This is a genomic window from Aerococcus agrisoli (genome assembly GCF_003797145.1).
Classification (GTDB): Bacteria; Bacillota; Bacilli; order Lactobacillales; family Aerococcaceae; genus Aerococcus; species Aerococcus agrisoli.
In genome coordinates this window covers 45,161-55,588 of record NZ_RKMG01000012.1, presented here as the reverse complement: position 1 = coordinate 55,588, position 10,428 = coordinate 45,161, and the positions used below count along the sequence as shown (strand labels likewise).

Sequence of the window (10,428 nt, the reverse complement as noted above, 5' to 3'; positions counted from 1 at the left end):
GTTCAGTTTTCAAAGGTCTATTTATCGCCTTCGCGACAACTATTTAATAGTATCACGAGTTTGATTGGAAGTCAACAACTTTTTAAAAGATATTTAAATCGTTGTCTTCTCGGTTGTTGTTACGCTGTAACGCAACTATTAGATATTATCATGCGTGACACTGACTTGTCAACGACTTTTTTCAAAAAAATATCAATTGCCAAAGGGCAATAACATGGATAACGTCTGAAAAATATATTAGCAGATTATACGCATCTTGTAAATAGTTTTTCTGCTATTTTTTGATAAAAACAAAAAATAGGGAACTAGCCAAAACATGGCTAGTTCCCTATTGCTCAATTTACGATAATAAAATTGATCTATGCTTCTTCCCAAGCTTCTTTAATAAACGTTTTACGACCTGATAATTCAGAGTAGCGTTTATAGTGGGCTGGGTTCTTTTGATAGAATTGTTGGTGGTAATCTTCTGCTGGCCAGAAAGTTGATGCTTTCGTGATTTTTGTCAAAACAGGTTTATTGAAACGACCACTTGCGTCTAAAGCTTCTTTAGATGCTTGCGCAGCTTCTGCTTGTTCTGGGCTATTCACAAAAATTTCTGGACGGTATGAATCACCGCGGTCAACGAATTGACCCATTGCATCTGTTGGGTCTGTTTGTTGCCAATAGATGTTCAATAATTCTGGATATGAAATTGTTTCGTTGTCGAATACAACTTCTACGGCTTCAGTATGTCCAGTGGTTCCTGAGCAAACTTCTTCATAAGTAGGATTTTCTTTGTGACCACCTGTGTAGCCTGATGTCACTTTTTCAATACCTGGCATTGCTTCGAATGGTTCTACCATACACCAGAAGCATCCACCGGCAAATACTGCTGTTTCTTTAGACATATGAATTGCCTCCTTTTTCCTTAAGAAATGAATCTGCTCTAATTGTAATACACTATTTTAGTTTTGAAACGCCAGACGCATTATCTTTTGTGATTTCAGTGATGCCACCCATATATGGTACTAATACTTCTGGAATTGTTACAGATCCATCGGCATTTTGGTAGTTTTCTAGAATCGCAGTTACGGTACGACCTACAGCTAGACCAGAACCATTCAATGTATGTACGTATTCAGGTTTACCATTTGCATTACGGAAACGAATCATAGCACGACGCGCTTGGAATGCTTCAGTATTTGAACATGAAGAAATTTCACGGTAAGTTTCTTGTGCTGGTAGCCATACTTCTAAGTCGTATGTTTTTGCAGCTGAGAAGCCCATGTCCCCTGTTGATAGTGCTACTACACGGTATGGTAAGTTTAATTTTTGCAAAATATTTTCAGCATTGTTGGTCATTTTTTCTAATTCTTCATAAGAATCTTCTGGACGTGCGAATTTCACCATTTCTACTTTTTGGAATTGGTGTAGACGGATTAAACCACGCGTATCACGACCAGCTGAACCTGCTTCTGAACGGAAGCTTGGAGACATTGCTGTAAAGTAGATTGGTAATTCTTCACCTGGGATAATTTCATTTGCATAGTAGTTTGTTAAAGGTACTTCTGCTGTTGGAATTAATGTTAGGTGACGGTCATCATTTGTCGTTGAGAATACGTCTTCTGTAAATTTAGGGAATTGACCAGTACCATACATAGAAGTATCGTTCACTAGGTATGGTGTGATTAACTCTTCATAACCTTCAGCTTGGTGTTGGTCTAACATGAAGTTATAAACGGCACGTTCCAAACGGGCACCTAAACCACGGTAGTATACAAAACGAGCACCTGATACCTTCGCACCACGTTCGAAGTCTAAAATACCTAAGTCTTCACCAATTTCATAATGTGCTTTTGGCTCAAAATCGAATTCGCGCGCTTCGTTCCAACGACGTACTTCTACGTTATCATCTTCACTTGCACCAACTGGTACTGAGTCATGTGGTAAGTTTGGAATACGGTCAATGATGTATGAAACTTTTTCATCTAAGCCAGCAAGTTTTTCATCTAAGGCTAAAATTTCTTCACCGACAGCTTTCATACGGGCAATCTTGTCGTCTGCATTTTCTTTGTTACGACGTAATAAACCAATTTCATCAGATACCGCGTTACGTTCTGCTTTTAAAGCTTCTGTTTCCGCGATTACTTCACGACGTTGTGTATCTAAAGTCACTAATTCTTCTAGTTGTGCAACTTCTACCCCACGTGTTTGTAATTTTGCTGCTGTTGCATCAAAATTGTCTCGTAATAATTTAATATCAATCATGTTATTTCCTCCTAATTTTTCGTATAAAAAAAGCTACTCCGGCCTTCCAAAATGGAAGGGACGAAATAGCTTGAAATTTTCTATTATTGCGCGGTGCCACCCTACTTTAAGATAGCTAGTCTTAGCATATCTTACGCTCATTAGATAACGGCTAACCCGGTTCTGCTTAGTAAGTCGTGCTTACGTTCACAGTCAGCGATTGTGTGGATTCATATTACGTCATTACTTGCTCTCACCTACCGCAAGCTCTCTTAAAATTAGGCAATATTACTAGTCACAATCAGTACTTTTTTCTTATTACCATCATTATAGCTATGCCCATATCAAATGTCAATCTAGGGAAAAAGGGCAAAGCCTTGCTATTGCTTAGTTACTGCCACCCATAATACCTTGCAAATCACTCATCCAACCACTAAATAGATCTTCCATAATGCGCGCAACTTGAACGACAATGCTTACTTTCTCAACATTCTCAGCTGGCACGATGGCATTTGATAAATCTAGTTGATTAAACAATGTTTCATCAAAATCCACAGTCGTATTAAAGGTGTTAATCGATTCGTCCACACTTAATGGCGCAGATAAAGATAACTTGCCTTCTGCGTCGTATTGGAAGGCGGCATCGTATGTTGATACAAGATGGCTATCTAAATCATAATCTACTGGCAAGAACATGGCATTTGTTTTCGCATATTGTAAATCCACGCCTTCAACAGCACCTTGATAAATCGTTGTGTCCTCAGCATTTAACCAAGTCGCTCCCTCGCCATATAAGGTCGTCCAAGCTAAATTCTCTTGTAAAGCCGTTAGCAAATTACCTGTATCTTCATAACGTTGTGCTTCAGAATCAGCGCCTAAAGTCACCAACATCACATCATGACCATCAATTTGACTCATAATAATAATGCACCGACCGGCCAAAGTTTCCGTCCCCGTCTTCAGACCAGAAACATCCGAACGCTCATAAGTATTTCCTGGTAAAAAGAGATTGGTATTTTCCAAAGTTACCGTCTCTGTATCGGTTACGTTAAATGTTTTCGACGTAATATTTGAACGTTCCAACACATCTGGGTATTGGTTCACGATTTCACGCGCCACGAACAAGATGTCGCGGGCTTGCATGCTGTTTTCTTGATCCATGGTATATGGTGAAGCTGAGCCATCCGTCGTCGTTAACCAAGCACCAGCTAAACCGCTAGCCGTGTATAATTCAAAATCCTTGATGCCAAGAGCGTTTAATTTTTCACCCATTTTTTCAACAAAAGCTAGTTCAGAGCCAGAAATATATTCGGCCATGGCAACAACAGCTGCGTTCCCTGAACCGATAATAGCTGCATCAATTAAATTGTCGACTGTATAGTAATCAGTTGATTCCACTAAAGGTACGTTAGATAAACCTGCAGTTGTCGATAAGGCAGCTACTTCAGCTGACACTGGAATTTTGGTATCCAACGTCAAATTTCCGGCTGCAATTTCATCGTAAACCACAAATAGAGAAATCAATTTGGTTAATGAAGCAATTCCGTGTAAGGTCGCGCCATTTTGATCAAAGAGAATTTGTCCGGTTTCACTATCAATGGCCATTGCTGCATCGACGCCTAACCCAATATTTTCTGAAATTTGCGTAGAAAAAGACTCAACTGTACCATCATCTGTTGTGCTACTACTCGCATCCACCGTACCCGCACCTGTTGCTAATGCTGTCGTCGGTAGGATAGTCAGATTAACCCCTATCAAGGCGACCAGGAAAATTGTTAACATTTTCGTCCAGTTGTTCTTCACTTATGTTCGCTCCATTTCTTCATATTTATCGTCCGTCTCAAAGCGATTAGGAATTGTAAAAATGAATCGCGTCCCCTTGTTATCGGATTCCGCGTATATTTCACCCCTATGCAATTCAATAATCGACTGCGTAATCGCAAGACCTAGACCACTACCGGTTTGTGGTTCGGTACGAGACTTATCCCCTCGATAAAATCGTTGGAAGAGGTCTTTCAACTGATTTTTCGGAATTTTAGCCCCGTCATTTTCCACGGTAAAGGTTGTATCTTCTTGATTTTGGACAATGATTATTTTAATGTATTTGCCCTTGCCACCGTATTTAAAGACATTGGTAAACAGATTGCTAAAAATACGGACAAATTTTTCCGGATCAATATCCACCATGATATTATCTGCCGGGTGGGCAATAATTTGGAATTCACGGCCAACCTTCGTTGACTCCAATTCAAATTCCACGGTAATTTGTTCGACCATACGTACCACATTAATGTTACTAATGGCCAATTTCGTATCCACTTGTTTCACCTTGGTATATTCGAATAAGTCTTCGGTCATGCGTTGCATCTGCAAGGCCTTGTCGTAGGCAATATTGATATACTTCATGGCTTTTTCTGGATCTTTGAGTTCCTCTTGTTTTAACAGGGTCAAGTATCCAATGACTGATGTCAAAGGGGTTCGAATGTCATGACTCATGTTGGTAATCAAATCATCTTTCGATTGTTCAATCCGACGTTCTTCTTCACGTGCCTTTACCGTGGAATCGACTAAACGGTTGATAGAGTCGACAACAGGTTGCATCCCATTTTTTTCATCAACGGCAATTTTATGGTGAAAATTACCTTGGGAAATATAATGGAGTTCATCCAATACATAGCCTAGTTGCACCGCACGCAAGCGGCGATAAATCCGCCAACCAACGAAGGTGATACTTAATACGATGTACACCATGGTAAAGCTTAGGAAGAAGTTTTGTTGAAATTGTGGTCGCACCAAAAAAGAGCCAGGATACGCTCGTAAAAAATGGGAATAGTTGGTTTCATAGGCCGTAATTAATACGAACATAATCCCAAAATACAAGATAATCAATATCGCTAGCCAAACAATCGCTTCAAAGAAAAGCTCTGTATGCATTCTACTTTTCTTCTTTTGCAAGTGCCCACCTCAATTTCTTCATTATGTCATGCTGACATTCACCAAATACATAGATAAGGGCTCAACACATGTGTTCAAGCCCTTTACTTGTTATGCAGTAATTTTGTAACCTACGCCCCAAACAGTAGAAATTACTTTATCGCCACCTGTTGCTTCACCAATTTTATCACGTAAGTGGCTCACGTGAACCATAACGGTTTTGGCTGATACAACAGATTCTTGTTGCCATACGCGTTCGAAAATTTCGTCCGCAGAAAAAACATTATTTGGGTGACTTGCTAACAAGTATAAAATCCCAAATTCTAAGGCAGTTAATTGAATTTGTTCGCCATCCGTTGTTGAAACTTCATGGGAATTTTTGTTGATCACTAATGGACCAATTTCAATGGTTGCTGAATCACTTTCGCCCACATTTGCACGGCGTAACAATGATTTGATACGGGCCATGACTTCTAGCGGGTTAAATGGTTTGGTTACATAGTCATCCGCACCTGTTGTTAAACCAGAAATCTTGTCCATATCTGAAGATTTGGCACTTAATAATAAAATTGGCATATCAACATCACGTTTACGTAATTCTTTCACTACGGTAATACCATCTTTTACTGGCATCATAATATCTAAAACCATTAAGGCAATATCAGGATTCTCAGCGATTTTCTTTAAGGCTTCATCACCATCAAAAGCTTGGATAACTTCATATTCTTCGTTGGTCGCGTAAATTGTTAGTAATTCAACGATATCTTTATCGTCGTCTGTAATTAATATTTTCATTTGTCATCCTCCATACGCTATATTCTCTTCCACCATCTTAACAAATTACGGGCGAATTAGTACTATATTTCTATTTAAAAGTATTTAAGAATGCCTTAAGATACGCTTTTCTACACATCTCTTGCCCTCATTGTAAAAAGGCAACCAGGATTTTGCAAGCCTGATTGCCTTTTGAAATTTTCTTTTAAATTGTACTAGTTACCACGAGAATAGTTAGGTGATTCTTTCGTGATTTGGATGTCATGTGGATGTGATTCAATCAAACCAGCACCTGTCATACGGATGAATTGTGCATTTTCACGTAAGGCTTGAACGTTAGCAGCACCACAGTAACCCATACCAGATTCAATACCACCAATCATTTGGAAGATAATACCAGAAACTGGACCTTTGTATGCTACACGGCCTTCGATTCCTTCTGGCACAAGTTTGTTTGCTTCATTAACTTCACCTTGGAAGTAACGGTCAGCAGAACCTTTTTTCATTGCACCGATAGAACCCATACCACGGTAAGTTTTGAATTGACGACCTTGGAAGATTTCTAATTCACCTGGTGCTTCATCAGTACCAGCTAACATAGAACCTAACATTACTGCGTGACCACCAGCTGCTAAAGCTTTCACGATATCACCAGAATATTTGATCCCACCATCAGCGATGATTGTTTTGCCATATTCATTGGCAACTGTTGCTGCATCGTAGATAGCAGTAATTTGTGGCACCCCAACACCTGCAACAACACGAGTTGTACAGATAGAACCAGGTCCAATACCAACTTTTACAACGTCAACGCCGGCTTCGTATAAAGCACGTGTACCTTCACCAGTTGCAACGTTCCCTGCAATTAAAGTTGCATCCGGGAATGCCGCGCGAATTTCACCAATCTTACGTAAAACACCTGCTGAATGACCATGAGCTGTATCGATAACAATTGCATCAGCACCAGCTTCAAGTAAAGCTGTTACACGTTCAAATGTATCAGAAGTTACCCCAACAGCTGCCCCAACGATCAAACGACCTTTAGCATCTTTTGCTGAATTTGGATAATCAGTCACACGTTCAATATCTTTGATTGTCACTAAACCAGTTAAACGACCTTCGTCATCAACTAATAATAATTTTTCAATACGGTTTTCGTATAAAATGTGGCTTGCTTCTTCTAATGAAGTTCCTTGTGGTGCCACAACTAAATCTTTTTTCGTCATCACATTACCAATTTCTTGGTCATGGTCTTCGATAAAACGAATATCGCGGTTTGTTAAGATACCCACTAATTTGTGGTTTTCTTCATTATCAATGATTGGCACACCAGAAATACGGTATTTTGCCATCAAAGCTTCCGCTTCATGAACAGCATTTTCTGGGAACAAGTAGAATGGATCTGAAATCACACCAGATTCTGAACGTTTTACTTTACGCACTTCATCCGCTTGTTGCGCAATTGTCATATTTTTGTGGATGATACCTAAACCACCTTGACGTGCCATTGCAATCGCCATAGCTGAATCAGTAACAGTATCCATAGACGCTGAGATAATTGGTACGTTCAATGTTAAATTTGGTGCTAATTGTACCTTTAAGTCAACCTCGTTAGGTAATACCTCTGAATGTGCTGGCATTAATAGGACATCATCAAATGTAAGTCCTTCTTTTGCAAATTTGTTTTCCCATGCTGTAGTCATTATATTAATTACTCCTTCTTATAAATGTTTTCCCCTTGGCTTTAAAAATATATTTTTATTATCCTAACACCTTTAACCCAAGTCGTCAACTCTATATTTCGTAAATAAATTCGATATTTTACTTAATGAAATTTAATGTTCGTGTTTTATTTGTGAAAAAAGCATCCAAATCCCATAAACGGCATCCAAGAAAAATAATAGTTCGGTTTTATTAAATCCCCTATATTCACCAACTACTGCAAGCCCTTGTGACAAGAAAAAAACAGCCCTAAAGCATCACTACTTCAGAACTGTTCATGATATTTATAATTGACTACTAATGGCTTTCTTAAAAGCATCAGCATCAACCGTTTCAATAAAGGCTTGGTCACCCACAAAAACAGTAGGCACAGCGCCCACACCGACCGCTTGCGCTTCCGCAAAGACACGCTCAGCTAACTCAGCATTATCTTGTTTTTCAAAGCCTTTAGCTTCAAAATAGCCTGCGACTTCATCCAACGCCAAAGTTGCCCAATCATTTTGCTTACGCATATATTGGTCGATGAAATTGTAGGCAGTCGCATGGTCCCCATCATAGGCAATGAAGTCATTGGCTACATTACCTTTTTGCAGACGGTTAGACGTTTTATTGTAATGTTTCAAGATGCGTTGCACTTGGCCTGTCGCCACTAGTGGTGCCAAAAATGACGCAAAGGTTTCTTGGTAAATTAAGGCATCCGGGCAAGCAAGGTTGATATATTCCACGATTTTCACCTTGGCTGTATCTTCCCCTACTTTGATGGCATCTTGATAAGTAATTTTACTAGTATCAAACACAGGTTGACCTCCTTAATCTTCAATAACGCTAGCTAAGTAGTCATCCAATTCTTGGGCTGCATTTGGTCCAACAAAGGCTTTTTCACCATTCACAACGATAGTTGGTGTCGCAACACCACCTAAGTTCTTGAATTCTTCTTTGACTACTTCTGTTTGAATTTTGTTACCTTGGTAGCTGTATGAGAAAGTTTCAATCGCTACATCAGCAATACCACCGAAATCATAAGCAGACCATTCACCGTGGCGCGCAAAGATTTCTTTAAATTGTTGGTAAGCACGGTCTTGGTCCTTGTAATCTACAAAACGGTTGATCACTTCACCCTTGTATAAACCAGCAGCATCGATATCCACGTGTTTAATAATACGTTGTACTTTACCCGCATCAGCTAATTGTTCTAATTTCTCTGAAATCGCATCTTCAAAACGTTTTGACCCACGGCAACGGAAGTTGATGTATTCCGTAATCTTCACAGGTGCATCGTCAGAACCATATTTAATGGCACGTTTATCTGTCACGGCACCAAGATTTAACTTGTCAGCACCGAAATCAAAAGCTTCTTCTGCAGTTGCAGTCGCATAAGCAGCGTTCAACCAGTCACGAACAGTGTTGTTGTCTTCATGTTCGTCAAAAGCTTCACCAAATACATAAGCAGTCGGTACAGTTTTCGCGCCTACTTTCACTGCTTCTTCTTTGATAGCTTCTTGAACTTCATCATTACCTTGTTTCGTGTAGCCCAATACCTCTTCCGCATATTTCGCCACGCCGTCTTCATCCAACTTCGTCCATTCTTGACGTGTTGCGAACATCGTCGTTAATTGTTTAAAGGCATTTTCAGGATCATCGTAAGTAAGGTAGCTGTGCATCACATTTCCCTTACGCAAGTGCCCAGTAGGACGGTCTACAGGCTTCACAATATATTGCACTTTACCGGCATCCACAAATTCGTTGATTAAAGCCGTATTTGTTTGTTCATATCTTCTGGAAAAAGGACATTCCACATTCAAGTAGGCGTATAGTTTAACCGGTGCATCCGGTCGTCCATAACGGAATCCTAAATCATCTGAAACGTTAGAAAAATCAATATTTGTTGCATCCATGTATTACACGTCCTTTTCATATTTACTACCTTAATCTTAGCGAATCTTCATCATTTTCACAAAGAGAACAACTCAAGAAATGCAAAAAAAGCCTGCCCAACAATTGGACAGACTTTTCATATGTCGATTAGAATAATGTTTTCGTCACTTTGTATTCGCGTTTAAACCACCATCTAGCGGCCAAAGCAAGAATAGCTAAAGCTAGGTAACCGAAGATTGGTAATTCAGGATTCATTGTCGCTGGTAGGAATTCAGTCACTGAAATCAAACCAATCCACACCAATAATACTGCAACTGAAATCAAGATATAGCGCATTGTACCGCGTTCTTGTTTCGGTTTAGACATATCTGGTTGGTTCGTTGTTAGGATAGCCATAGCTGCCCCACCTACAACGAAGTTCAATAATAGGGTCAAAATACCCGCTGGACCTGAGGCAGCATCAGAGCCGTTAGAACCTAGTAATAGGGTTAAACCAGAGATACCTGCGAAGACACCACCGATTAATAAACCACCCTCAACCCAGTATTGCCAGAATGGGCTTTTTGCCCCTTCGCCATCTGCTGATTCGTCAGGATTACCATGTAATTGGTGCGCATAAGCAGTTGGTGTACCGTAAAGTTGTTTCGCAGTTACACCTTTTTTCTGTTCTTCCACTAACGTATGTAAAAGTTCATTTTCTTTGCGGTCTAAATCACCATCGTAGCCCAAAGATGTAATTTCATGCATAAATTTATTCATGAATTCTTGGTTACGTTTTGTTAAGGCTGCAAATAGTTCTGGGCGTTCAGACGCAAAACGTTGACGTTCTGCTGCTTCTTGCGCTTGTAATGCTTCATTTGATTGTTTGTCAGTTCCTAATGCCATAATCAGTTAGAT

The 10,428-nt window shown here is 39.7% G+C and carries 10 protein-coding genes and 1 other annotated feature; of the genes, 1 reads left to right on the top strand and 9 read right to left on the bottom strand.

Features of this window, described 5'->3' with window-relative positions:
• Window positions 1-213, top strand: a 213-nt coding sequence (locus EF384_RS09825; protein ID WP_233570041.1) for a hypothetical protein, incomplete at its 5' end; no start/stop codon positions are given.
• Between the two features lie 146 nt (window positions 214-359).
• Here EF384_RS09825 and msrA read toward each other — a convergent pair.
• The 9 genes from msrA to EF384_RS05020 all read right to left on the bottom strand — a co-directional run bounded on the left by msrA (window position 360) and on the right by EF384_RS05020 (window position 10,416).
• Window positions 360-887, bottom strand: a complete 528-nt coding sequence (gene msrA / locus EF384_RS05060) for a peptide-methionine (S)-S-oxide reductase MsrA (RefSeq protein ID WP_123779893.1) — start codon at window positions 885-887, stop codon at window positions 360-362.
• A 52-nt stretch (window positions 888-939) separates the two neighbouring features.
• A complete protein-coding gene (gene serS, locus EF384_RS05055; protein WP_123779892.1) occupies window positions 940-2,247 on the bottom strand; it encodes a serine--tRNA ligase in 1,308 nt (435 codons plus the stop codon).
• Window positions 2,248-2,300: 53 nt separating this feature from the next.
• Window positions 2,301-2,540 (bottom strand) — a binding site (T-box leader).
• Between the two features lie 73 nt (window positions 2,541-2,613).
• Entirely contained in the window at window positions 2,614-4,029 is a 1,416-nt protein-coding gene (locus tag EF384_RS05050; RefSeq protein ID WP_123779891.1) for a D-alanyl-D-alanine carboxypeptidase family protein, read from the bottom strand.
• Complete coding sequence (locus EF384_RS05045; protein WP_233570040.1) at window positions 4,030-5,160, bottom strand: sensor histidine kinase; 1,131 nt, start codon at window positions 5,158-5,160, stop codon at window positions 4,030-4,032.
• Between the two features lie 111 nt (window positions 5,161-5,271).
• The gene (locus EF384_RS05040; protein ID WP_123779889.1) at window positions 5,272-5,955 is read right to left on the bottom strand and encodes a response regulator transcription factor; all 684 of its coding nucleotides are present in this window, start codon (window positions 5,953-5,955) and stop codon (window positions 5,272-5,274) included.
• 194 nt (window positions 5,956-6,149) lie between these two features.
• On the bottom strand, window positions 6,150-7,637 hold the full coding sequence (guaB, locus tag EF384_RS05035) for an IMP dehydrogenase (protein ID WP_123779888.1): 1,488 nt from the start codon (window positions 7,635-7,637) through the stop codon (window positions 6,150-6,152).
• Window positions 7,638-7,940: 303 nt separating this feature from the next.
• Complete coding sequence (locus EF384_RS05030; protein WP_123779887.1) at window positions 7,941-8,453, bottom strand: thioredoxin domain-containing protein; 513 nt, start codon at window positions 8,451-8,453, stop codon at window positions 7,941-7,943.
• A gap of 12 nt (window positions 8,454-8,465) precedes the next feature.
• On the bottom strand, window positions 8,466-9,551 hold the full coding sequence (locus tag EF384_RS05025; RefSeq protein ID WP_123779886.1) for a thioredoxin domain-containing protein: 1,086 nt from the start codon (window positions 9,549-9,551) through the stop codon (window positions 8,466-8,468).
• Window positions 9,552-9,678: 127 nt separating this feature from the next.
• Entirely contained in the window at window positions 9,679-10,416 is a 738-nt protein-coding gene (locus EF384_RS05020; RefSeq protein WP_123779885.1) for a DUF1129 domain-containing protein, read from the bottom strand.
• Window positions 10,417-10,428: the final 12 nt, after the last annotated feature.

Bases quoted from the DNA above. Each gene is read 5' to 3' on its own strand.
- EF384_RS05020 (WP_123779885.1), bottom strand. From the start codon at position 10,416: ATGGCATTAGGAACTGACAAACAATCAAATGAAGCATTACAAGCGCAA.
- EF384_RS05040 (WP_123779889.1), bottom strand. From the start codon at position 5,955: ATGAAAATATTAATTACAGACGACGATAAAGATATCGTTGAATTACTA.
- serS (WP_123779892.1), bottom strand. From the start codon at position 2,247: ATGATTGATATTAAATTATTACGAGACAATTTTGATGCAACAGCAGCA.
- EF384_RS05025 (WP_123779886.1), bottom strand. From the start codon at position 9,551: ATGGATGCAACAAATATTGATTTTTCTAACGTTTCAGATGATTTAGGA.
- msrA (WP_123779893.1), bottom strand. From the start codon at position 887: ATGTCTAAAGAAACAGCAGTATTTGCCGGTGGATGCTTCTGGTGTATG.
- EF384_RS05045 (WP_233570040.1), bottom strand. From the start codon at position 5,160: ATGCATACAGAGCTTTTCTTTGAAGCGATTGTTTGGCTAGCGATATTG.
- guaB (WP_123779888.1), bottom strand. From the start codon at position 7,637: ATGACTACAGCATGGGAAAACAAATTTGCAAAAGAAGGACTTACATTT.